At 69.4% G+C, this 22,916-nt stretch carries 18 protein-coding genes and 1 pseudogene; 9 read left to right on the top strand and 10 right to left on the bottom strand.

Translation table 11 applies throughout. The features are described from left to right. Positions 1-44 precede the first annotated feature (44 nt). On the top strand, positions 45-839 hold the full coding sequence (locus AC6JAM_RS05630) for an SDR family NAD(P)-dependent oxidoreductase (protein WP_056392160.1): 795 nt from the start codon (positions 45-47) through the stop codon (positions 837-839). After that, on the top strand, positions 836-2,041 hold the full coding sequence (locus AC6JAM_RS05625; protein WP_134165143.1) for an acyl-CoA dehydrogenase family protein: 1,206 nt from the start codon (positions 836-838) through the stop codon (positions 2,039-2,041). Before AC6JAM_RS05630 ends, AC6JAM_RS05625 begins: the two co-directional genes overlap by 4 nt. Here the strand turns inward: AC6JAM_RS05625 and AC6JAM_RS05620 are convergent. Continuing rightward, the gene (locus AC6JAM_RS05620) at positions 2,038-2,898 is read right to left on the bottom strand and encodes a DUF1684 domain-containing protein (RefSeq protein ID WP_497934251.1); all 861 of its coding nucleotides are present in this window, start codon (positions 2,896-2,898) and stop codon (positions 2,038-2,040) included. The two genes, AC6JAM_RS05625 and AC6JAM_RS05620, sit on opposite strands and share 4 nt — an antisense overlap. 132 nt (positions 2,899-3,030) lie before the next feature. Between AC6JAM_RS05620 and AC6JAM_RS05615 the strand changes: the two genes are divergently transcribed. The 3 genes from AC6JAM_RS05615 (at position 3,031) to AC6JAM_RS05605 (ending at position 6,921) form a co-directional block, all read left to right on the top strand. After that, positions 3,031-3,570, top strand: coding sequence for a hypothetical protein (locus AC6JAM_RS05615; RefSeq protein ID WP_018770836.1), 540 nt, complete (start codon positions 3,031-3,033; stop codon positions 3,568-3,570). Between the two features lie 113 nt (positions 3,571-3,683). Beyond that, entirely contained in the window at positions 3,684-6,491 is a 2,808-nt protein-coding gene (ppc, locus tag AC6JAM_RS05610) for a phosphoenolpyruvate carboxylase (protein ID WP_134165142.1), read from the top strand. A 124-nt stretch (positions 6,492-6,615) separates the two neighbouring features. Continuing rightward, positions 6,616-6,921 (top strand): hypothetical protein, encoded by a 306-nt coding sequence (locus AC6JAM_RS05605; protein ID WP_056392155.1) that lies wholly within the window; start codon positions 6,616-6,618, stop codon positions 6,919-6,921. Here AC6JAM_RS05605 and AC6JAM_RS05600 read toward each other — a convergent pair. Beyond that, positions 6,918-7,577 (bottom strand): DedA family protein, encoded by a 660-nt coding sequence (locus AC6JAM_RS05600; RefSeq protein ID WP_018770839.1) that lies wholly within the window; start codon positions 7,575-7,577, stop codon positions 6,918-6,920. The two genes, AC6JAM_RS05605 and AC6JAM_RS05600, sit on opposite strands and share 4 nt — an antisense overlap. Here AC6JAM_RS05600 and AC6JAM_RS05595 point away from each other — a divergent pair. Beyond that, positions 7,576-8,144 (top strand): annotated as a pseudogene (locus tag AC6JAM_RS05595) (macro domain-containing protein). The gene AC6JAM_RS05600 and the pseudogene AC6JAM_RS05595 sit on opposite strands and share 2 nt — an antisense overlap. Here AC6JAM_RS05595 and AC6JAM_RS05590 read toward each other — a convergent pair. Beyond that, on the bottom strand, positions 8,116-9,090 hold the full coding sequence (locus AC6JAM_RS05590) for an RluA family pseudouridine synthase (protein ID WP_497935919.1): 975 nt from the start codon (positions 9,088-9,090) through the stop codon (positions 8,116-8,118). The pseudogene AC6JAM_RS05595 and the gene AC6JAM_RS05590 overlap by 29 nt on opposite strands. Before the next feature lie 110 nt (positions 9,091-9,200). Between AC6JAM_RS05590 and AC6JAM_RS05585 the strand changes: the two genes are divergently transcribed. After that, positions 9,201-9,839, top strand: a complete 639-nt coding sequence (locus AC6JAM_RS05585) for a helix-turn-helix domain-containing protein (RefSeq protein WP_497934249.1) — start codon at positions 9,201-9,203, stop codon at positions 9,837-9,839. Further along, a complete protein-coding gene (locus AC6JAM_RS05580; protein WP_497934248.1) occupies positions 9,836-10,528 on the top strand; it encodes an SRPBCC family protein in 693 nt (230 codons plus the stop codon). Before AC6JAM_RS05585 ends, AC6JAM_RS05580 begins: the two co-directional genes overlap by 4 nt. A 151-nt stretch (positions 10,529-10,679) precedes the next feature. Here the strand turns inward: AC6JAM_RS05580 and yczR are convergent, their stop codons facing one another. After that, the gene (gene yczR, locus AC6JAM_RS05575; RefSeq protein WP_497934247.1) at positions 10,680-12,161 is read right to left on the bottom strand and encodes a MocR-like transcription factor YczR; all 1,482 of its coding nucleotides are present in this window, start codon (positions 12,159-12,161) and stop codon (positions 10,680-10,682) included. A 61-nt stretch (positions 12,162-12,222) separates the two neighbouring features. On the opposite strand from yczR, the gene yczE reads away from it, so the two are divergent. Next, a complete protein-coding gene (gene yczE / locus AC6JAM_RS05570; protein ID WP_497934246.1) occupies positions 12,223-12,858 on the top strand; it encodes a membrane protein YczE in 636 nt (211 codons plus the stop codon). Between the two features lie 22 nt (positions 12,859-12,880). Here the strand turns inward: yczE and AC6JAM_RS05565 are convergent, their stop codons facing one another. The 6 genes from AC6JAM_RS05565 to AC6JAM_RS05540 form a co-directional block, all read right to left on the bottom strand. Continuing rightward, positions 12,881-13,711 carry an Fpg/Nei family DNA glycosylase gene (locus tag AC6JAM_RS05565; RefSeq protein ID WP_134165137.1) on the bottom strand — a complete coding sequence of 277 codons (831 nt, stop codon included), beginning with the start codon at positions 13,709-13,711 and terminating at the stop codon, positions 12,881-12,883. Then, positions 13,704-18,725 (bottom strand): ATP-dependent helicase, encoded by a 5,022-nt coding sequence (locus AC6JAM_RS05560; protein WP_497934245.1) that lies wholly within the window; start codon positions 18,723-18,725, stop codon positions 13,704-13,706. The genes AC6JAM_RS05565 and AC6JAM_RS05560 overlap by 8 nt, the downstream gene beginning before the upstream one ends. Before the next feature lie 165 nt (positions 18,726-18,890). Continuing rightward, positions 18,891-20,498 (bottom strand): FAD-dependent oxidoreductase, encoded by a 1,608-nt coding sequence (locus AC6JAM_RS05555; protein ID WP_497934244.1) that lies wholly within the window; start codon positions 20,496-20,498, stop codon positions 18,891-18,893. Positions 20,499-20,588: 90 nt separating this feature from the next. Further along, complete coding sequence (locus AC6JAM_RS05550; RefSeq protein WP_497934243.1) at positions 20,589-21,242, bottom strand: DUF4232 domain-containing protein; 654 nt, start codon at positions 21,240-21,242, stop codon at positions 20,589-20,591. A 101-nt stretch (positions 21,243-21,343) separates the two neighbouring features. Beyond that, entirely contained in the window at positions 21,344-22,114 is a 771-nt protein-coding gene (locus tag AC6JAM_RS05545) for a YcnI family copper-binding membrane protein (RefSeq protein ID WP_497934242.1), read from the bottom strand. A gap of 83 nt (positions 22,115-22,197) precedes the next feature. Beyond that, the gene (locus AC6JAM_RS05540; protein WP_497934241.1) at positions 22,198-22,830 is read right to left on the bottom strand and encodes a hypothetical protein; all 633 of its coding nucleotides are present in this window, start codon (positions 22,828-22,830) and stop codon (positions 22,198-22,200) included. Positions 22,831-22,916 lie beyond the last annotated feature (86 nt).

The following is a 22,916-nucleotide window of genomic DNA, read 5'->3' as shown; positions in this document are numbered from 1 at the left end:
TCGAGGCCGCGCCGCGGCATGGGGACACGCATCAAGGAGGATGTATGGACATCAAGGGCTGCGTCGCACTGGTGACAGGCGGTGCCTCCGGGCTGGGAGCTGCCACGGCGCGGAGGTTGTTCGACGGCGGGGCCTCCGTAGTGCTCGTTGACCTCCCGTCCTCCAACGGGCAGGCAGCCGCGGACGAACTCAACGGCCGGGCCGAAGCCGGCCAGTCCGCCGTCTTCGCCCCCGCTGACGTGACCAGCGAGGCGGACGTGCGGGCCGCCGTCGGGACCGCCGCAGGGATGGGGCCGCTCCGGATCGTGGTGAACTGCGCCGGGATCGCCACCCCCGGAAAGGTCCTGGGACGCGACGGCGTGCTGCCGCTGGAAACGTTCAGCCGTGTCATCCAGGTGAACCTGATCGGCACCTTCAACGTCCTGCGGCTGGCGGCCGAGGCGATGGTGGCCACCGAGCCTGCCGTCACCGCGCTGGGCGGCCCGGAGCGCGGCGTCATCATCAACACCGCCTCCGTGGCGGCCTTTGAAGGGCAGATCGGCCAGCCTGCATATTCCGCGTCCAAGGGGGCGGTGGCCGCCATGACGCTGCCCATCGCGCGGGAGCTGGCGCGCTCGCTGGTCCGCGTGGTCACCATTGCGCCGGGAATCTTCGAGACCCCCATGATGGCCGGCTTGCCCCGGGAGGCCCAGGACTCGCTGGGCGCCCAGGTTCCGCACCCGTCCCGGCTGGGCAAGCCGGCGGAGTACGCCAGCCTGGTGGCGCACATCGTGGACAACGCCATGCTGAACGGCGAAACCATCCGCCTTGACGGTGCCATCCGGATGGGGCCGAAATGAGCGCGCCTGACGTGTCACAGCTGCCCGCGGCGGACTTCTTCGCCGTCGAATCCCTGCTGGGCCAGGCCGAGAGGAACAAGCTGGCCGAGCTGCGGGACTTTTTGGCCGCCGAAGTGGCGCCGTACGCCGGGGACTGGTGGAACAAGGCCGAGTTCCCCGCCCACATCCTGCCCAAGCTGGCTGCGCTGGAACTGAGCACGCCCGCCCACCGCGGCTACAGCCACCTGTTCGCCGGGCTGGTCATTGCGGAGATGACCCGGGTGGACACCTCCATCGCCACCTTCTTCCTGGTCCACCACGATCTCTTCGTTGAGTCCCTGCACACCTTCGGCAGCGAGGACCAGAAGCAGCGGCTGCTGGCTGACGCCTCGGAGCTGCGCACCACGGGCGCCTTCGCCCTCACCGAACCCCTGCACGGGTCCGACGTGGCGGGCGGCATGGAGACGCGGGCACGGCGGATATCGTCCAGCACCGGGGAGCCGGACGACGGCGGCGACACCTGGGTGCTCAACGGCGCCAAGCGGTGGATCGGCAACGGGACATTCTGCGACTACATGCTGGTGTGGGCACGGGACGAGGGGGACGGTTCCGTGCGGGGCTTCGTCGTGGACGCCACCCTGCCGGGGGTAAGCCGGAGCAGGATCGAGAACAAGATCGCGCTGCGCACTGTCCAGAACGCGGACATCGTGTTCCGGGAGGTCCGGGTACCGGAGGCGGACCGCTTCAGCGGGATCAACAGCTTCGAGGACACCAAGGAACTGCTGCGCAGCTCGCGGATCATGGTGGCCTGGCAGACGGTGGGCCAGCAGCTGGCGGCGTTCGACGTCGCCCGGCAGTACGCCGTGGAACGCGAGCAGTTCGGCCGCCCGCTGGCACACTTCCAGCTGATCCAGCAGCAGCTGGTGACCATGCTGGGCAACGCCGTGGCCAGCATGGCCATGATGGCCGGGATCGCCAGGCTGCAGGACCAGGGTGCTGCCGACATGCCGCAGGTGGCGCTGGCCAAGTCCTACCTGAGTGCCAGGATGCGGGAAACCGTGGCGCTGGGCCGTTCCATCCTGGGCGGAAACGGCATCGTCACCGATTACCGGATGGCCAAGATCTTCGCCGACGCCGAGGCCATCTACACCTACGAGGGATCGTTCGAGGTGAACACCCTGATCGTGGGCCGGGCCATCACCGGGATCTCCGCCATCTCCTAGGCAGGGTACGGCTGCTTCTCGCCTGCCTCCACCCGGATGTCCAGGCTGTTGTTCCTCACCGGCATGGGGCAGGTGCCGTAGGGCGTGAAGGCGCTGGGGTAGTTGATGGCCCGGTTGAAGTCCAGCACCACGGTCGCCCTGCCCGAGGCATCGTGCCGGGGCCTGGGCATGGAGAGTTTCCGCCATTCGTCAGTGGTGTCGCCGTTGGTCTCGTCATGGAACGTGACGGTCAGGGCGCCGAGCTTCTCTTCCTCCGCCTGGAGCCGGAACTCATGGTTGCTGCCGGGCAGCCTGAACACCACTTCCCCCACGCTGCGGTGCACGCCGTCCACCAGGGGGTTCGCGGTGCTGATCGGCACGTCCACCGGGGCCGGGTAGGGCTCAAACCGGCCCGCCACCTCCCAGCCCGGGTTGTACGGGTAGGTGGGGACGCCGTCAAACCCGGTGAAGGCCGGAGATGCAGAGTCCCGGGTGCGGATGGCGTACCGCCCGCCGCGCATGGCCAGTTCCACCACCACCTGGTCCCCATTGGGGCCGCCGAACTGCACCCACATCAGCGACTCCTCGTCCGCCAGGACGGCGGACACCGTGCCGTCCACCTTTTCCCCCGTCTCTACCAGCGTGAGCCCGTCCGACGGAGCAGCGGTGAGGAACGCCGCGGTGCCTCCGGGGTCCGTGGACCACAGGCCCGGGGCCAGGTCGACGGCGGCGGGGGCGTCTTCGAGCCACTGGAACGAGGTGAGGGTGAGCCAGCCGTGCGGCGCTGCCAGGGCTTTGTCCCGGCTGGCGCGGAAGCGCTGCCAGCGCTCGACCTTGGCGGCGGGGGCGTTAGCGGGGGTGGCTGGGGTGGTGGCCATGGTTCCTTCCGGTTGCGTTGCCCCCGCTACAACCGCAGGCATGGACGGTTCATTCCGCCGGACGGACGCCGGCAACCCGCTGGGCATCCCGGATTCCAGCTGCACGGTGGTCCGCCGGGGTTGAATGGAGGGGTGGACATCCTTGCCGGAGTGAATCGGGAGTGGCTGGCGGCGCTTACGTGGCTGGCGGCGCTGGTTGCCGGCGCCATGGTGCTGGCATGGCGACGCAGGCGGGCCGACCTCGCCGCGCTCGCCGCCGTCGTCGTCTTCATGGCAGCCAATGTTGGCGCCGGCATCTACGTCCTGAACCACCTGGCGGACGGGCGCTGGGGCGGGGACGCGCAAGCCAAGCTCGTTCCGCCGCCGCTTTCCGGGACCCCGGTGGTGGGCCGGTTCCTGGAGCCGCTTGATGGGGCCCTGGCGGGCATGGCCGGCGGGGTCAACGACTTCATCGACTTCCGCGCTGCGCTGCCTGTGGCCCTGGACTTCTTCGCAGCCGCCGGCTGGGCCCTGGCCGTTTCGGTGCCGGTGGGGCTGGCGGCCGCCGCCGTTCAGGCGGGGAGGGCCCGCCGTCGTAAGGCTGACGATGCCGCCTGGCGCAGCGAGGTGGAGCAGCTCCGCGTGGAACTGGACGCCGTGAAGCGCCATGTGGGGTACCGCGACATCTTTTGAGACGGATTCCACTGCTGCACCGCACCGGGGGTAGCATCTTTAGCTAGTAACGTGGCTCACAGTATCCAGCGCAGTGTACGAGCCAAGTCCATAACCCTCGAAAGATTGCTTCAATGGCACACACTGCAACAGCGCCCGAAACAGATCTCGCCTCCGAACTGCGCGCGGACGTCCGCCGCGTTTCCACCCTTCTGGGGGAATCGCTGGTCCGCCAGCACGGACCCGAACTCCTGGACCTGGTGGAGCAGGTCCGGCTCCTGACCAAGGAATCCAAGGAAGCAGCCCGCGGCGGTGCACATGCCACCGGCCCCTGGAGCGCGCACGACGTCGTTGCCCAGGTCCGTGAACTGCTCGGATCCCTGCCCATCGAGCAGGCAACCGACCTGGTGCGCGCCTTCGCGTTCTACTTCCACCTGGCCAACGCCGCCGAGCAGGTCCACCGCGTTCGCGGCCTGCGGACCCGGGCCGAGAAGGACGGCTGGCTGGCCAAGACTGTGGCGGAGATCGCCACCCAGGCCGGCCCCGGGGTGCTGCAGGAAGTGGTCAACGGGCTGGACGTGCGCCCCATTTTCACGGCGCACCCCACCGAGGCCTCCCGCCGCTCCGTCCTGGACAAGATCCGCAAGCTCTCCGACGTCCTGGCCCAGCCCACCGCCGAAGGGTCCACCGCACGCCGCCGGCAGGACCGGAAGCTGGCCGAGATCATCGACCAGATGTGGCAGACCGACGAGCTGCGCCAGGTTCGGCCCACCCCTGTGGATGAGGCCCGGAACGCCATCTACTACCTGGGCGGCATCCTCACCGATGCCATGCCGGAGATGCTGTCCGAGCTCTCCGAGCTCCTGGGCGAACACGGCGTCACCCTGGCGTCCAAGGACGCCCCCATCCGGTTCGGCTCCTGGATCGGCGGCGACCGCGACGGCAACCCGAATGTCACCGCCGCCGTGACCCGCGAAATCCTGCAGATCCAGAACCAGAGCGCCATCCGGATCAGCATCGGCATGATCGATGAGCTGATTTCCATCCTGTCCAACTCCACGGCACTGGCAGGCGCGGACGAGGCATTGCTGAAGTCCATCGATGAGGACCTGAAGAGGCTGCCCGGCCTGGACAAGCGGGTCCTGGAGCTGAACGCCCAGGAGCCGTACCGGCTGAAGCTCACCTGCATCAAGGCCAAGCTCATCAACACCGGCAAGCGGGTGGCCGCAAACTCCAACCACGAGCACGGCCGCGACTACAACGCAACCGATGAACTCATGGCAGACCTGCAGCTGCTGGAACTGTCGCTGCGCAACCATTCCGCCGCCCTGGCCGCGGACGGGTCCCTGGCCCGCGTCCGCCGCGCTATCGCCTCCTTCGGCCTGCACCTGGCCACCCTGGACATCCGCGAACACGCAGACCACCACCACGACGCCGTGGGGCAGCTGATGGACCGGATCGGCGGCCCGGGACTCCGCTACGCCGAACTTAGCCGCGAGGAACGCTTCGAGGTCCTGGGCTCCGAGCTGGCCTCCCGCCGCCCGCTGTCCGGCCACCCGATCAAGCTCGACGGCGCCGCGGACGGAACCTATGACGTCTTCCGCGAGATCCGCCGGGCCCTGCGCATGTACGGCCCGGACGTCATCGAGACCTACATCATCTCCATGACCCGCGGCGCCGACGACGTCCTGGCCGCCGCCGTGCTGGCCCGCGAAGCCGGCCTGGTGAACCTTTTTGGCGACAAGCCCTACGCCAAGCTCGGCTTCGCGCCGCTGCTGGAGACCGTCGAGGAGCTGCGCGCCTCGGCCGAGATCGTGGACCAGCTGCTGTCCGACCCCTCCTACCGCGAACTGGTGCGGCTGCGCGGGGACATCCAGGAAGTGATGCTGGGCTACTCGGACTCCAACAAGGAATCCGGCGTGATGACCAGCCAGTGGGAGATCCACAAGACCCAGCGCAAACTGCGCGACGTGGCCGCCAAGCACGGGGTGCGCGTCCGCCTGTTCCACGGCCGCGGCGGCTCCGTGGGCCGCGGCGGCGGGCCCACCTACGACGCCATCCTGGCCCAGCCGAACGGCGTCCTGGAAGGCGAAATCAAGTTCACCGAGCAGGGCGAAGTCATCTCCGACAAGTACTCCCTGCCCGAGCTTGCCCGGGAAAACCTGGAGCTGTCCCTCGCCGCCGTGCTGCAGGGTTCGGCCCTGCACCGCGATCCGCGGACCTCGGAGGACCAGCGCGAGCGTTACGGGCACGTCATGGAGGCCATCTCGGATGCCGCCTTCGACCGCTACCGCAAGCTGATCGACCACCCGGACCTGCCCGCCTACTTCATGGCCTCCACTCCGGTGGAGCAGCTGGGTTCCCTCAACATCGGCTCCCGCCCCTCCAAGCGCCCCGACTCCGGCGCCGGACTCGGCGGCCTGCGCGCCATCCCCTGGGTGTTCGGCTGGACCCAGTCGCGCCAGATTGTGCCCGGCTGGTTCGGCGTCGGTTCCGGGCTCAAGGCCGCCCGCGAGGCCGGACATTCCGCCCAGCTGGTGGAGATGATGGACCACTGGCACTTCTTCCGCTCGGTGCTGTCCAACGTGGAAATGACGCTCGCCAAAACGGACATGGACATCGCCGGCTACTACGTGGCCACCCTGGTCCCGGAGGAGCTGCACCACCTGTTCCGGAGCATCCGGGACGAGTATGAGCTCACCGTTGCCGAGGTCCGGAAGCTGACCGGCGAGAACCTGCTCCTGGACGCGCAGCCCACGCTGAAGCGCTCGCTGGAAATCCGCGACCAGTACCTGGACCCCATCAGCTACCTGCAGGTGGAACTCCTGCGCCGCATCCGTACCGAAGCCGGGATCAGCGGAGCGGAAATCGACGAACGCCTCCAGCGGGCCATGCTGATCACCGTCAACGGCGTGGCGGCGGGCCTCCGCAACACCGGCTAGGCACACGCCCGCTCACGTTTGGCGGCTTTCCATGGAACGCCCGCCCACCTCCCGTCCGGAAGGTGGGCGGGCGTTTCGGGTCCAGGAGCAGGATGTGAGCGGGGGTGTGGATAGGGTTGGAGGCATGCCTTCCTTCCAGACCCGCCTCAAGATCACCGGGCTGCGGCCGGGCAATCCGCCGGAGGCTGTCATGGACGCGGCCGTGGAGGCGCTGGGCACCCGCCACCACGTGGAGGCGCACCAGCTCCAGCTCGCCGGCGGCGTGCCGCAGCTGAACCTGCGCTTCCTCGTCGAAGCCAGCGGGTACAGCGGCGAGAACCGGCAGGCGGTGGAGTCGGCAGCCATGATGCGCGACGCCGTCGAACGCGTTGCGCTGACAGGCTCGCTCAGCGTGCTGCGGCGCAGCCGCGGCAAGTGGCTGCCCGTCTAGCCTGCGTCGGGGATCGGCTCGTCCTCCACCGGCGACCGGTCACCGCGCCGCCGGGTGACGATGATCCCCACGACGGCGCCGATCACCAGGCCAACGGCCACGCCGATGAGTGAGCTGGCCCAGAACGGCAGCTTGGTGGCCGAACCGGTGAAGTAGCCCAGCCCCACCAGCCAGCATGCCCACAGGACCGCCCCCAGCCCGGCGCAGAGGCTGAAGCCCCGCACGGAGACGTTCGCGATCCCGGAGGCGGCCGATGTGGCCAGCCTGCCGCCGGGGATGAACCGGGCCCCGATGATGGTGCCGTAGGTGGATGAACGGCCCGCCTTGGCCAGTCCGGCGTGGATGCCGGCGTGGACGCGGCGGCCCCATTTCCAGCGGTCCAGCACATGGCTCAGCCGCCGCCGGAAGAGCTGGAACACCACCATGTCTCCCATCCAGGAGGCCAGGGCGGCCAGGACAAGCACCAGGAACACGTTGGCCCGGCCGTCGGCGGACAGCGCGCCTCCGGTAATCACCACCATCTCCGACGGGATGGGCGGAAAAATGGCGTCGCCGATCACCACCGGGATGACCCAGAAATAAAGGGCCGCCCCCCAGCTGTCAATGCCGCCGAAGTCCATTGCCACAAGGTACCGCACTTGGGAAACTGGCGGCATGCGGATCTCGGTTCTGCAGGGCGACATTACGCAGCGGCGGGTGGACGTGGTGGTGAACGCCGCCGACCCTTCGCTGCTGGGCGGCGGGGGAGTGGACGGTGCGCTGCACCGGGCCGCCGGGCCGGAATTGCTGGCATCGTGCCGGGAGCTGCGTGTCACGGCGCTGCCGCACGGCCTGCAGACCGGGGCCGCCGTGGCCACGCCGGCCACGGCCTGCAGACCGGGGCCGCCGTGGCCACGCCGGCGTTCCGGCTGCCGGCCCGCTGGGTGATCCATACGGTGGGACCCAACCGCCGCGCCGGACAGACCAACCGTGCGCTCCTGGTGTCCTGCTTCAGCGAAAGCCTGCGGCTGGCCGACAGGTTGGAAGCCGGGGAGCTTGCCTTCCCGGCCGTGGGGGCCGGAGCCTATGGGTGGCCGGCTGCGGCGGTGGCGCAGGCGGCGCTGGAGGCCGTTGATGGTTTCCGGGCCTCGCATCCGGCAAGCGGCCTGGAACTGGTGGAGTTTGTGCTGCACACCGCGGACGTGGAGGCGGTGTTCAGGGACGTGTTGGGGCCGCTTCGCTGAGTTCCAGGCTGCTGCGGTACTCCACCGGCCGGCCGGAGATCGGATCCACGAACCGTATGCCGCGTGCCAGCAGCTGCAGCGGTCTGGCGTAGTCGTCCGGGGCTTTGTCCAGCAGGTCCGGGTAGAAGGCGTCGTTCACGATCCCCAGCCCCAGTGAGGCCATGTGCACCCGCAGCTGGTGGGTCTTTCCGGTGTGCGGTTCCAGCCGGTACCTGGCCAGGCGCGGCCTGCCGCGGGCACCGGTGCCCGCGGCAACCGCCGCCGGGCCGCCGTCGAACGTTTCCAGCCGCTCAATCCTGGTTTCCGCGTTCGGCTCGCCGTCGATGACCTCCGCCAGCAGGTAGCTGCGCGACTTGGTCATCCGGTTGCGCACCACCACGGGGAAGTCGACGGCGGGATGTCCCGGCGCGGGCTCAGCGGCCGAGACGCACTCGTATTCCTTCTGCACCTGCCGCTTCTCAAAAAGCACCTGGTACCTGCCGCGGGTCTGAGGGTTGGTGGAGAAGAGCAGGACGCCGGCGGTCATCCGGTCCAGCCGGTGCATGGGGATCAGGTCCGGCAGGTCCAACTGGTTGCGCAGGCGCACCAGGGCCGACTCCTGGATGTACGTGCCGCCCGGGGTGGTGGGCAGGAAGTGCGGCTTGTCCACCACCAGCAGGTGGTTGTCCTGGTGGAGGATGCTGATTTCCACGGGCAGCCGCGTCTCCGGCGGCAGCGTGCGGTAGTACCAGATAAAGGTGTGGTCCTGCAGCGGAGTGGCGCGGTCCAGGGGGACGCCGCCCTCGCCAACGATCTCGCCGGCGTCGAACCTGTCCTCGATGCCCTGCGGATCGATATGTCCCCAGCGGTGCATCATGTAGTCCATTGCGGTGTGCCACGGACCCTCTTCCGGAAGGCGCAGGCGGGTGGCGTTCACGCCGTCGCGCACGGGAAGGGGGGATTGCATCACCCGCCCATTCTACCGGGGCGGCCGTGGCCCTCCGGGGCTGGGTCCAGCCTCCACCGACGATAAAAAAGTTATTGACAATAAAAGTTGTCGGTTGCGATAGTGGAGGCATGCAGGACATCGCAGTCATCGAGGACCCGGCCACGGCCGAGGTATCCCTGGACCCCATCCGCACCCGGATCCTGCGCGAGCTGGTCCAGCCGGCTTCCGCCACGCAGCTGGCTGTCCGTGTCGGCCTGCCCCGGCAGAAGGTGAACTACCACCTCAAGGCGCTGGAGCGGCACGGGCTGGTGGAACTGGTGGAGGAACGCCGCAAGGGCAATGTGACCGAGCGGGTCCTGCAGGCCACGGCGGCGTCCTACCTCATCTCACCTATCGCGCTGAATGAGGTGTCCCCGGACCCGCGACGGTTTGCAGACCGCTTCTCCGCCTTTTGGCTGCTGGCGCTCGCGGGCCGGATGGTCCAGGAGGTGGGCAAGCTGATTGCCGGCGCCGCCGCTGCCCGGCAAAAGCTGGCTACGTTCGCCATTGATGGCGAGATCACGTTCCGCACCGCCGCGGACCGGGCAGCCTTCGCCGAGGAGCTCGGCACCGAGGTCACCCGGCTGGTGGACAAGTATCACGACAGCGCCCCGTCACCACGGGGGCGGCGGCACCGGCTCGTCGTGGCGCTGCACCCGGCCCTTAAAGAAACCGGTGCCCCCACGGCAACCAACGAATCCCATCCAGGCAAGGAGCAGGACAAATGACCGACAACCGCAACTTCGAAATCGTCTACGACACGGAGCTCCCCGGCACGCCCGAGCGGGTGTGGGAAGCGGTGACCAATGGAACGCCCGCATGGATGTTCCCCACGGACCAGTGGCCGGACGTCAGGACGGTGGAGGAGTACCCGCACCACCTGGTCTCCCGGATGGACGGGCCCGACGGCTGGTTCAACCAGTTGGAACATGTGCTGGAACCGCTGGACGGCGGCCGGGCCCGGCTCCACTACGTCCACAGCGGCATCTTCGCGGACAACTGGGACCAGCAGTACGACGGCGCCAGCCGCCACACCGAGTTCTACCTGCACACGCTGGGCCAGTATCTGAAGTACTTCGACGGCAGGCCTGTGGTGTTTACGGACGTCCAGGCACCGGCGGCATCCCAGGCCCCCGATGGTTTCATCCGGCTTCGCGAAGCGCTGCGTGCCGGCGCGGCCGGGCAGGGCGCTGCGGTGGATGTGGAGCTCGACGGCGTGGGCCGGCTGACAGGCGAGGTGGACTTCTCCAATGAGCACTTCCTGGGCGTGCGCACCCCGGACGCCCTCTACCGGTTTTTCGGCCGCAACGCATTCGGTGCCCCTGTTGGCATGACCGTGCACGACTTCAGCGGCACCGCCGATTCCGCGACCACGGCCAAGGCCTGGGGCGGTTTCCTGGAGCGCGTGTACGCGTAACTGCCCCTAACGTTCTGTGTGGCGCTCCAAATCGCCGGAACGGTGCGGGATCGCCGTACCGTTCCGGCGATTTGGCACCGTTCCGGCGATTCCGCTGGCGGCCGGTCGCGGCGGTTCCGGCGATTCCGACGGCGGCCAGTCCGGGCCCGGGTCAGGCGATGGCGACGGCGGGGGCACGGGTGAGCGAGCGCCGCAGCTGGGGAGCCGAGTCCAGCTTGTCCTGGGCGGCGCGCAGCGCCAGCACCGCCGTTTCGAGCTTGTCCGGTGGAAGGGCGAACGGCACCCGCAGGTTGCGTTCGAACGCGCCGCCGATGCCGAACCGGGGTCCCGCCGCCAGCCTGACCCCGAAGTCCGGCGCGAGCACTGTCATTGCCGTGCTGATGGGCGTGGGAAGCCGGCACCAGATGGACAGGCCGCCGGCTGCACGCGTGGTGCGCCAGGTGGGCAGATGTTCGGCCAGGAGGCCGAGAAGTGCTGCCCGGTTGCCGCGGAGGGTCTCCAGCAGCGCGGGCAGCGGTTCGTCCAGGGCCCGCACCAGGTGGGCGGCGGCGAGCTGTTCCATGACGGGTCCGCCCAGGTCCAGGGTGGTGCGTGCCGCGGCAAACCGCTGGATCATCGCTTCCGAGGCCCGGATCCAGCCGGTGCGCAGGCCGCCCCAATGCGACTTGCTGAGGGATCCGATGGACACCACCGTGCTGCCGAAGGCGGCCAGTGGAGTGGTGGCGACGCCGTCCAGGTTCAGTTCACGGAGTGTCTCGTCCGCCACCAGCACGGTTCCGGCAGCGGCGGCGGCGCGGACCAGCCGCCGGCGCTGGGCGTCCGGCATGATCATGCCCGTGGGGTTGTGGAAGTCGGGGACCAGGTAGGCGAGCTTTGGCTTTTGCTGGGCCATGGCCGACTCCATGGCGGGCAGGTCCCAGCCGGACTTCGTGAAAGCCACCGGGACGGCACGGCAGCCGGCCGCCCGGATGGCATCCAGCGCGTGCGGGTAGCTGGGGTGTTCCACCATGACCCGGTCCTGCCGGCCTGCCAACGTGCGGATGATGATGGTCAGGGCATGCTGCGCGCCGGACGTCACCATGATCTGGCCTGCCTGGGTGGGCGCCCCGGCTGCCGAATACCTGTCCGCAATCGCCTGGCGCAGGGGCATTAATCCCAGGGCGTCGTAGCCGAATCCCGGCAGCAGGGCGGGAAGCTCCGTCAATGCCGCGGCGAAGGCCCGGTGCACCACCTCGCCGCTGGCAGGCAGGGCCGAATAGGCAAGGTCGATCAACCCTTCCGGTGCGGTGAGGCCAGGTGCGGTAAACGGTTCGGCCGGCCGCGGCTGCGGACCGTAAAGCGCCCGGCCGAACGGCGTGAGTTCGGGGATGCGCGTCTTGCCGCGGCTGCCCTGGCCGCTGCTGAGGAAGCCCTGTTCCCGGAGGCTGGAGTAGGCGGCGGTAACGGTTGTCCGGCTGATGCCGAGGGCTGCCGAAAGGGACCGTTCGCTGGGCAGCGCGCTGTCCAGGGCCACACGGCCATCCAGGATCAGGAGCCGAACCACATCGGCCAGTTCCCGGTAGGCCGGGCCGGTGCCGTTGTTCCAGGTGCCAAGCAGGCGGGACAGGGCGGTGGCGCTCAAGGTGGTGGACATGTAGCCAGTATCTCAAACTGGCTATGTATTCCAATGCCAGTTGCATGGAATGGTTGTTTGCATGATGACCCGCAGACTCCTCCAGCTCTTCACCGGCCTCGCCATGTACGGCATCTCCCTGGCCATGTTCATCCGCGCCGGGCTGGGGCTGGACCCCTGGGACGTGTTCCACCAGGGGCTGGCGAACCGGACGGGTCTGAGCATCGGTGTGGTGGTCATCGCTGTGAGTTTCCTGGTGCTGCTGCTCTGGATACCGCTCCGGCAAATGCCCGGCTTCGGCACTCTCTGCAACGCGGTCCTGGTGGGCGTATTTGCGGACGTCGGCCTGGCCCTGATTCCTGCCGTATCCCACGTGGCCGGCCAGGCCGGGCTTCTTGCCGGGGCCGTCCTGATGAACGGTGTGGCCTCGGCCTGCTACATCGGGGCCGGTTTCGGGCCGGGTGCCCGCGACGGGCTGATGACGGGACTGGCGCGCCGGACCGGGTGGTCAGTCCGGCTGTCGCGCACGCTGATTGAGGTGTCCGTGCTGGCCATCGGCTGGCTGCTGGGAGGCTCGGTGGGCGTGGGCACGGTGGTCTACGCCCTGGCCATTGGTCCGCTGGTCCACGTGCTGCTGCCGCGCTTCATGGTTCCTGCCGCCGTTCCGAAGACCGACGGCAAGGCACGGACCGCTATGGCTCCGGAGGGCTGCGCCTGACAGGACCACCTGCGCCTAAAGATCAACTGGGTACGGGCTGGCATTTCGGGCAGAAGTAGATGTCCCGCTCCTCCTCGCCGTTTGGCTTGCCCAGGAGTCCGCGCTGGATGGGCGTGCCGCATTTCAGGCAGGGCTGGCGTTCCCGGCCGTACACCCAGTAGCCGGGCCTGCCTGCCATCCTGCCCACCGGCATGCCGCGGGCATTCAGGATGGTGACGCGGCGGCCGGGCCCGAGGTTCACTTCCAGAAGCTGTTTGGCATCGGTCATCAGGGTCCGCACGTCCGTGACCCCGGAAACCGGCGTGGCGGGATGCACCCCGGACAGGAAGCACGTTTCGCAGCGGTAAATGTTCCCGATGCCTGCGAGGTTCCGCTGGTCCAGCAGGGCAACCCCCACCGGCACCTCAGGGCGCGAACGGATGCGCCGTTCCGCCTCGTCCGGGTCCCAGTCCGGGCCCAGGAGGTCCGGGCCGAGGAATCCCACGATGGAGTCCTCATTGGCTGTGGCCACCACTTCCACAATGCCAAGGGAAAAGCCGACGGCGTCTGCCACGGCGGTGCGGAGCACGCACCGGGCGGTGAATCCCGGCTTCCGCCACCTTCCGCCAGGCGGATACACCTGCCAGGCGCCTTCCATCTTCAAGTGCGAGTGAATGGTCAGCCGTTTGTCCTCCGGGCTGACCACCCGCATCAGCAGGTGCTTGCCCCTGGGAACCACCTCGGCAACGGTCCAGCCGGCCAGGTTGAGGGTGGCGAACCGGGGCACGCGGAAGTCCGAGGCGAGCAGCGTCTGTCCGGCTAAAGCCTGGTGCAGCTGGCGGGCGGCCCGCCAAACCGAATCGCCCTCAGGCACGGATCCTCAATCCCTTCGGGGTGGAGTAGGCGCCGGCGGAGCTGAGGGCAGCGGCCACCGGGGTGTCCAGGATGCCGTGCCCGTTCACTTTCTCCATGATCAGCTTGTCCACCGCACCGCGGGTGACCACCCCCACCAGCGCGGCACCCGCCGCCGCCAGGACGGCCTCGTCATCGCTGAAGGCCAGCAGGGTCTTCCCGCCACGCTCGACGTACAGGACCAGCGCACCGTCCACCAGGACCACCAGCGCGCCGGCCTTCCGGCCGGGACGGTGGCCGGTTCCGGCGTCGTCCTGCAGCGCGGGCCAGGGGAGGGCCGCACCGTAGGGGTTGGCGGGATCGGTGGCGGCGAGGGCCAGGGCCACCGGTTCGGCCTTCGCCAGCTCCGTGTCTTCCGAGTAGGAGCGGAGCCGGTCCACGGTCGCCGGAACAGCGAACTGGGCGGCACCAAGATGTTCGATGAAGTACCCCCGGCGGCAGCGGCCCGCCTCCTCCAGCCGGGCCAGGACCTTGTACATCAGGCCGAAGCCGCCCACGATCTGTTCGGCCATGACCGAGCCCCGGGTGACCACGCCATAGCGGTCCAGCAGGAGTTCCGCCGTGGCGCGGGCATGGATGGTGGGATCGAGTTCAGGCTCGGGAAGCGCCGCCCACCGCCCGGCGGCGGTGGGCGGAGTGGCGGCACCCTGCGTTCCATACCGGCCGCCGGCCAGCCCGGGGGAGCCCATCAGGCCGGTGCCGTGGGAGCGGCCCAGCCGGCTGAGCCGCGGCGCCCTGGCACGTGGTGCCCTTGCCACCTGGCGGTGGGCCGGGTGGCCTCCCGCGATCAAGGCCCGGACCGGGGCGAACGTGTCACCGGTGATCCTGCCGGCCCATGCGAGGTCCCACAGCGCAGCCACCACCTCCTGGTCGCTCAGCACGGCGTCCATGCCGCCCGCCACTTCGGTCAGCTGGCGGAAGAAGTACCCGCCGCCGTTGTTCCGCAGGTGGTCCAGGAGCCGCTGGCCGGCGTCCCCCGGTTCAAACTCGGGCGATGGGTTGAGGGTCAGTTCCACCGAGTCCGCCAGGTGAAGGCTGATCCAGCCATCGTTTCCCGGGAGCGCCCCGGCCCCCGACCACAGGACTTCACCTGCAGCCATCAGTTCATCCAGCATCGCGGGCTGGTAATTGGATACCCGTGTGGCCAGCACCAGGGGCTCCCAGGCTGACGCGGGGACGGGCACCCCTGAGAGCTGGTCGATGGCGGTGATGATGCCGTCCAGGCCGCGCAGCGAGGGCTGGCCGCGGCCGCCGCCGGGAGTCCTGACATGCTGCCACGCGGGCAGGAAGCGTCCGTAGGCGGCAGCGTCCACCGGCTCCACTTCGGCACGCAGCGCGGCCAGGGAACGACGGCGGAGCTTGCGCAACACCTCGGCGTCGCACCATTCGCTGGCGATAGTGTGCGCAACGTCGGGGACGGGAGCGCTGGCGGCTTCATCGGCTGGCGGTGGTCCGGCAGGTTCGCCGGCCTCCGGCGGCGCGGTTTCGGGCGGGGTGACGTGGGGCCGGAATTCCCCCTCCACCACGCGTCCATCCGCTGCCAGGCGTTTCAGGGCCGTACCCACCACAGCCACACCGAGGCCCAGCCGGGCAGCGGCTTCGGCAGCGGTGAAGGGCCCATGGGTCCGGGCATACCGGGAGACAAGGTCGCCCAGGGGATCGGCCACCGGCTCGATGAAGGCCAGCGGAACGCCCATGGGCAGCGGAACGCCAATGGCGTCGCGGAGTCGGGCTGCATCCTCCACGGCGGCGAAGCGTTCAACCCCGCCGATGTTGACCTTGATGGCGCGGTTGGCGCGCTGGAGCGCGGCCAGGTGGGCCGCCGCCTCCTGCACGGTTGCCGCAGCCTCGACTGGCGGAGCGTCACCGGGCTCGGGCACCTGGATTGCGTCCCCTGCCGGCTGTGAACCCTGGAGCCGTGCCGCCGTTTCCCCAGCCGTCAGCGGGCCCAGCAACCGCAGGAGGTCCGCGACGCCCTCCATGCCCCGTGCACGCCGGTCCGGGGCCAGCCGCTGCAGCTCGCGTTCGGTGGCCTCGATGACTTTGGCGTCCAGGAGTTCGCGCAGTTCCACCCGGCCCAGCAGCTCGTTCAGGAGGGTGGAGTCCAGGGCCAGGGCGGCGGCCCGCCGTTCGGCGAGCGGGGAATCGCCCTCATAGAGGAACTGGGCCACATAACCGAAGAGGAGGGACTTGGCGAACGGCGAGGGCTGTTGGGTGGTGGTCTGCAGGATCCGCAGCTCACGCCGTTCCACGGACGCGGCGATGTCCTTCAACGCCGGCAGATCGTAGACGTCCTGCAGGCATTCGCGCACTGTTTCCAGCACGATGGGGAACGTGGGGTACTTCCTGGCCACGTCCAGCAGCTGGGCCGACCGCTGGCGCTGCTGCCACAGCGGCTGGCGCTTGCCCGGGGTCTGGCGGGGCAGCAGCAGCGCACGGGCGGCGCACTCCCGGAACCTCGAGGCAAACAGGGCGCTGCCGCCGACCTCTGCCGTGACGATCTGCTCGAGTTCCTCGGGATCGAAGAGGAACAGCTCGGCGCCGGGCGGCTCGTCCTCCATCATGGGCACCCGCAGCACGATGCCGTCGTCGGCGGCCATGGCGGAGCCGTCCAGTCCGTAGCGCTGGTGCAGCCGTTGCCCCACAGCCAATGCCCAGGGCGCGTGCACCGGCATGCCGAACGGGCTGTGCAGGATCACGCGCCAGTCGCCCAGTTCGTCGTGGAACCGCTCCACCACCAGGGTGGTGTCGCTGGGGACCACCTCGGTGGCCTGCTTTTGCTCGTTGAGGTACTGGATGAGGTTGTTGGCGGCGAAGTCGTCCAGGCCGCTGGCCTTGCAGCGCTCGGTGGCAGGGCCGGCGTCGGACGCGGACAGTTCGCGGACGAAGGCGCCAAGTGCGCGGCCCAGGTCCACGGGCCGGCCCAGCGAATCGCCCTTCCAGAACGGCAGCTTTCCGGGCTGCCCGAACGCGGGGGAGACCAGGACGCGGTCGTGGGTGATGTCCTCGATCTTCCAGCTGGTGGCGCCCAGGGCAAAGACGTCGCCCACCCGGGACTCGTAGACCATTTCCTCGTCCAGCTCGCCCACGCGCCGGCCGCCCTTTGGTGCGCGCGCCGGTTTGCCGTCCCCGGAGGGGGAGGCAGCACCCTCCTGTTCGGTGCCGATGATGTAGACGCCGAACAGGCCGCGGTCCGGGATGGTGCCGCCGGACGTAACGGCCAGGCGCTGGGCTCCGGGCCGCCCCTCGATGGTGCCGGCGTTGCGGTCCCAGATGATCCGTGGCCGCAGCTCGGCGAACTCGTCGGACGGGTAGCGCCCCGCCAGGAGGTCGAGGGTCGCCTCGAATGCTGACCGGGGGAGGGAAGCAAAAGGCGCCGAGCGCCGGACGGTGCTGAACCACTCCTCCACGTCGATGCTGCCCAGGGCGGTTGCGGCAACGGTCTGCTGGGCCAGGATGTCCAGCGGATTGGCCGGGATGCTGAGCCGCTCGATCTTGCCACCCAGCATCCGCTCCACGGTGATGGCTGTGTGGACCAGGTCTGCCCGGTGCTTGGGGAAAAGGACGCCCTGGGAAATCTCGCCCACCTGGTGCCCGGCGCGTCCCACCCGCTGCAGGCCGCTGGCCACGGACGGCGGCGACTCCACCTGCACCACCAGGTCCACGGCACCCATGTCGATGCCCAGTTCCAGGGACGACGTAGCCACAACGCAGCGCAGCCGCCCGGACTTGAGGTCGTCCTCGATGAGCGCGCGCTGGTCCTTGGACACGGAACCGTGGTGGGCGCGGGCCAGGACCGGATCAGCGCCCGCGGAGCTGCCGGCCTGGGCCATCATGTGCGCAGGGGTGGCGGTTGAAGCGGGAATGCCCGACGGCGGTCCCCCCGGCGTGCCGGGCGCGCCGGCCTGCCCTTCCGGGCCGGGATCGTCCCAGCCCCCGCCGACGGCAATCAGCTGGCGTTCGGCGTAGATCTCGTTGAGCCGCGCCGTGAGGCGTTCGGCAAGCCGCCGGGAGTTGGCGAAGACGATGGTGGACTGGTTGGCCAGCACCAGGTCCACGATCTTTTCCTCCACATGCGGCCAGATGGAAGCCTGCGGCTGCAGCCCGGAAGCCGGGCCGGAGTCGAACGCCCCTGCCGCGCCCTGCAGGTCCGACATGTCCTCCACGGGCACCGATACGGTGAGGTCCCAGTTCTTCCTGGCCGGCGGGGCGACGATCTCCACGGGGGCTGAACCGGCCAGGAACTGGGCCACCAGCTCCCGCGGCTCCACCGTGGCGGAAAGCCCGATGCGCTGCGCAGGCTTGGGCAGCAGCGCGTCCAGCCGCTCCAGGGACACGGCAAGGTGGGCCCCGCGCTTGGTCCCGGCCACGGCGTGGACCTCGTCAATGATGATGGTGTCCACCTCGGCAAGGGTTTCGCGGGCCTTGGAGGTGAGCATGAGGAACAACGACTCCGGGGTGGTAATGAGGATGTCCGGCGGGTTGGTCAACAGCGTCCGGCGGTCCGCAGCGGGAGTGTCCCCGGACCGGACCCCTACCGTGATCAGCGGGGCGGGAAGTCCCAGCCGCTTTGCCGTCTGGGTGATGCCGATCAGCGGGGACCGCAGGTTCCGTTCCACGTCAACGCCCAAAGCCTTAAGGGGCGAAATGTAGAGGACACGGGTCTTGCGCTTTGGCGCCCGGGCCCGCTTGCCTTTTGCGGGCGCTTCGGCAGCGGCGGGATCAGGGGCCTGGAACGCCGAGGCGAGCAGCCTGTCCAGCGCCCAGAGGAAGGCCGCGAGGGTCTTTCCGGAGCCGGTGGGGGCCACCACCAGCGCATGCGATCCTGAGGAGATGGCGTTCCAGGCCCCGGCCTGCGCAGGAGTCGGCTCGGAAAACGCGCCAAGGAACCAGTCCCTGGTGGGCCGGCTGAACTGGCCCATGGGGGCGGCCGCACCGGAAACACTGCTGCCGGCAGGACGCTGTTCCTGGTTCATGCCTCCATCATGCCGCAAGGCACTGACACCCGACTCCCGGGCGGCCGGGGTTCCGCCCGAAGCCGAACATCACCCCGTCCACCCCCGGGATTTCGGCCAAGGCAGACGGCAGCCCTGCAGGGCCTCGGCCGGCAAATCCCTGTTCAATAGCTGATCAATTCCTGTTCAAACAGTTTCGGACTCCGGCAGGTCCTTGGTGGCCGGGCCTTCAAGCAACCTGCCCTGGTTCGTGAAGCGGGACCCGTGCAGGGGGCAGTCCCACGTCTGTTCGTTGTCGTTCCAGTGCAGGATGCCGCCCAGGTGCGTGCAGACCGCCGAGAGCCTGCAGGTGGTTCCTTCCACGGTGGATACAGCCACCGGCCGGTTGCCCTCGCGGTAGACCTTGCCCTGGCCTTCAGCCGGGACGGCGGCAGCAGCACCCGCAGGACCAGGTGTCCCGGCGGCCGGGCCTGCGGTATCAGGTGTTGCGGGGGCAGGCGCTGCGGGAACGGTGGCTCCGCGGGTTCCCCGTTTGAGGCCGTCAATCCTGCGGCCCTCAGTGGTCACTTTCCCCCAGTCGGAGGCCATCCTCGCGGCAACGCCGGCGTTGAGCGCCACGGCGGACAACGCACCTGCCGGCGATGTAATGCGGTGATGGATCGTGTCCGCCCAGGGCACCTGGCCGCCCAGGATGTCCGCCGAGATGCCCAGCGCGGCGGCGACGGCGTTGGTCATTCCCCACTTGTTGTAGCCGGTGCCGAAGTAGATCCGGCCCTTGCCGCGCGGGAGCTTTCCGAAGAAGGGCATGAGGTTGGTGGGCATGTAGTCCTGTGCCGACCACGTGTGCGTGGTGACCGCACCGGGGTAATGCCGGCCCGCCCAGTCGAGCAGCCCGGTGAGGTGCGCTTTCTCTGAGTCCGTCCGCCCCACGTGATGGCCGTGACCGCCCACAAGCAGCAGGTTCCGGCCGTCCACCTCATAGTCGCGAAGGGAGTGCGTGGGCTGCTCAACGGAGATATACATGCCCGGCGGAGGTGCCTGGTCCTCCTGCAGGGCAAGGGCCGCCGCGTAGGAGCGGCTTGGCTTCAGCTTGGCGAAATAGAGGCCGCGGTCCAGGACGGGGATTCCAGTGGCAAGGACGACCGTGTCCGCCCTGACACTGCCACGGTCGGTCCTGACGGCGGAGGGCGCATCACCGGTGACGTCCCGGAGGCGCACGCCGCTGACGATCCGGCCGCCACGGCGGCGGATGTCCGCCACCAGTGCGTCGAGGACCTCCATCGGGTTGATCTGGGCCTGGTCCCGCAGCCGGGCGGCCCCGTGGACGGGAAACGGCAAACCCGCGTCGCGGACGTAATCCACGTCCAGCCCGGCAGTGGTGGCGGCGCTGACCTCCTCCCGCAGCTTTTCCGTTCCCTGTGCTGACGCAGCATAGGTGTAAGCGGTGCGGCGCTGGAAGGGCACGTTGTGCTCCTCCAGGTAGCGCAGCAGCCAGGCCTGGCCCTCCCGGTTTCCGTCCACGTACGCCTGCACCTGTTTCTGCGAATACTGGCGGGCCAGCCGGGACAGGAACGTGCCCTGCAGCAGCGTTACTTTTGCAGTGGTGTTGCCGGTGGTCACGGCCCCCGGCCGGCGGGCCTCCAGTACCAGTACGCTTTGCCCGGAGCGGGCCAGCAGCAGTGCGGCGACCAGGCCGGTGAGGCCGGCCCCCGCCACCACCGTGTCATACCTGGTGTCCGGTTCAAACGGATCAGAAATGAAGGGATCCCTGCGGTCCAGCCAAATCGACGTCATGCCAGTCCAACCTGCCTACGGTCCACGGCCCTCGCAGGCCAGTTTGTGCCTCCCTCCATTCCCGGTTCCCTCCTGGGTCAGGTCCCGGGGTCAGGCGGGCTGGAACGCTCCAATGCTGAGCAGTGTGATGTTTGCGTTGCCGCAGGCCCGGGTAGGTTGCGGGAGGAACAGGGAATCGGTGTCCTCGGGCGGATAGATCCGGTAGCCGGCAGCATCCACGGGGGAGCAGTCCATGTAGTTGCCTGCCTGCGTGTAGCGCAGCACCGCAGTGGCCATCTGGCCGGGGGCCAGCAGAACGTCCACGACACCTGCGGACTCATCCCGCGTGGCGGGGGCGCCAATGGGGGCGCCGGCGGCGGCTGCCACCAGGGAGACGCCCGGGAAGCCCCTGAGGATGCACGGCTCGGAGCCGCTGTTGGTGAGGTTGAGCTTCATGTAGACACTGCCGGCAGCGCCGCCACCGGACGGATCCGTGGCCGCCGTGAGCCCGGCCGCCTTGCACAGGCCCGGAGTGCCGGCAGGGCTGACGGGGGACGGGGAAGCCGGCGTCGACGTGGCCGGCGCCGAGGACGCCGGAGGCGCCGTTGACGCGGTCGGCGAGGGGGACTGGCTGGCCTGCCCGGTGGCGGGCGCCGTCGTAGTCTGGGACTGCGGCTGGCTTGGACCGCACGCGGTGAGCAGCAGCGCTGCCGCTGCGGCCGCCGTCGTCATGGCAAACCCCTGGGAAATTTTCTGAGACCTCATGGGACCACCTTCGCGGTAGCCGTTGCCCGCGTCAACGATGCCACCTGCAGTAGGGGCAATTTGATGCCCGGATCGTGATGATCCGGGCACCAATTACGACCCTAGGGCTTGCCGGCCGGCTCCCGGCCGGCCGTGCCGGCGGCAGTGTTGCTGCCCGGCGCGCGGAGCCTGCCCTTGCTCCGCAGCAGTGCCGCCCCGCCCAGGACCAGTCCGCCCACGCCGGCAGCAAGCCCGGTCCAGCTGCGCGCCTCCGCGCCGCTGTCCGTCCCCGCCGCCTGTCCGGTGCCGTGGGCAGCTCCTGCCGCGCCGTGGGCGTCCGCGCTGTCCGCCGCCGTGATGGTGAGCGAGGGGGCGGGGGCTTCCAGCCCGTGGGGGTCCTGGCCGTCAGCGGCGACCTGGGACCAGTCGGTCTGGCCGCTTTCGCAGGTCTGCAGCGTGGGGAAGTTCAGGGTTGTCCCGGCCATGTCCGGCAGGTGCACGGAAAGGACCAGGGCGTCGCGCAGTTCGGGGCTCAGCGGCGTCTTGGCCGTATAGACGATCTGGCTGGTCCGCTGCGTGATGGCGGTTCCGTCCGGGAGCTTCCGGGGTTCGGCGAACTGTTCGGTCACCTTTTCCGCTGTCCAGTTGGGGTTGACCGTGGGTTGGGCGTCATTCAATTCCGGGGGCAGCGTGATGGCCACCTTCGTGGTGGGGGACGTGCCGCAGCCGTGCGGAATGCCGAACGTCAGCAGGGCATAGGAACCGGCGCCGGTCTTGTCCGGGGTCACGCCAACATGCGCTGAGGCGCCGCCCGCCGCGGCGAGCAGGAGAACGGCTGAGCCTGCGGCGGCTGCGGATGCGGTCAGGGTACGGCGAAAAAACGGGGTTGTCATGGGTTGCCTTTCTGGCGCACACCACTGATTCAGGGCGTGCAAAATGTGTACCCCGACGCCGGGCGGAAGGCCGGTGCGGGGCTTTAGCAGGGAAGCACGACGGCGGAAGGCGGGCCGCGCCGGCTGTCCTGGCGGACGTTGCGCCAGGGGGAGCGGTGCAAGGGAACGTGCCTGAACAGTCCGTTGAGGCGGACGGCAGGGACAGGTGCCACCGGCCCGGGAAGGCCGGCAAAGGGCCGCAGCCAGTCGGCCAGTGCCCACAGGGCAGCTTCGCCTTTGGCGAGGAGGAGGGCGCAGCCCAGCGTGGCCGCCGCGTGCGCTGCGAGCATCAGTGGTGCCAGCGCGGGATTCGCGGGACTCAGGTGCTCCGCCAGGGGAGCGAACGCTGCGAACCCGGCCAGGGGGACCTGGTGCAGGTGGGCCGCCGCCGGCGCACCTGCTGCGCTCTCAAGGGGAGCGGAAAAGGCGGTGAGAAGCTCGTGCAGGGCCAGCTGGCCGCCGCCCAGGAGCGCGGCCATGGCCGGAAACGCCAGCCGAAGGCGGGTTGCGGCCGTGCTGGCCAGTGCTGTCAGGGCCAGCACGGCCAGGAGGATGCCCGGGGCCGGAAGGCGGCCTCCGCCAACCACGTGGGCGCCGCCGGCGAGGGCCAGGGTGCCGGCGGCCAGGGTCGAGGCACGGAGGAGGTGGAAAGGGACCTGCGGGAGGGAACCACGCACGGCTGCTCCTCCTGTTGTCCGCCGGCACTGCAGGGTGCAGGGCCGGTTCCGCCTACGGGTCCGGAGCCGGTGCCCGGACCCTCAAG

The sequence above is a fragment of the Arthrobacter sp. GmRoot5-12 genome (genome assembly GCF_059739365.1).
This window is presented reverse-complemented; position numbering and strand designations above follow the sequence as displayed.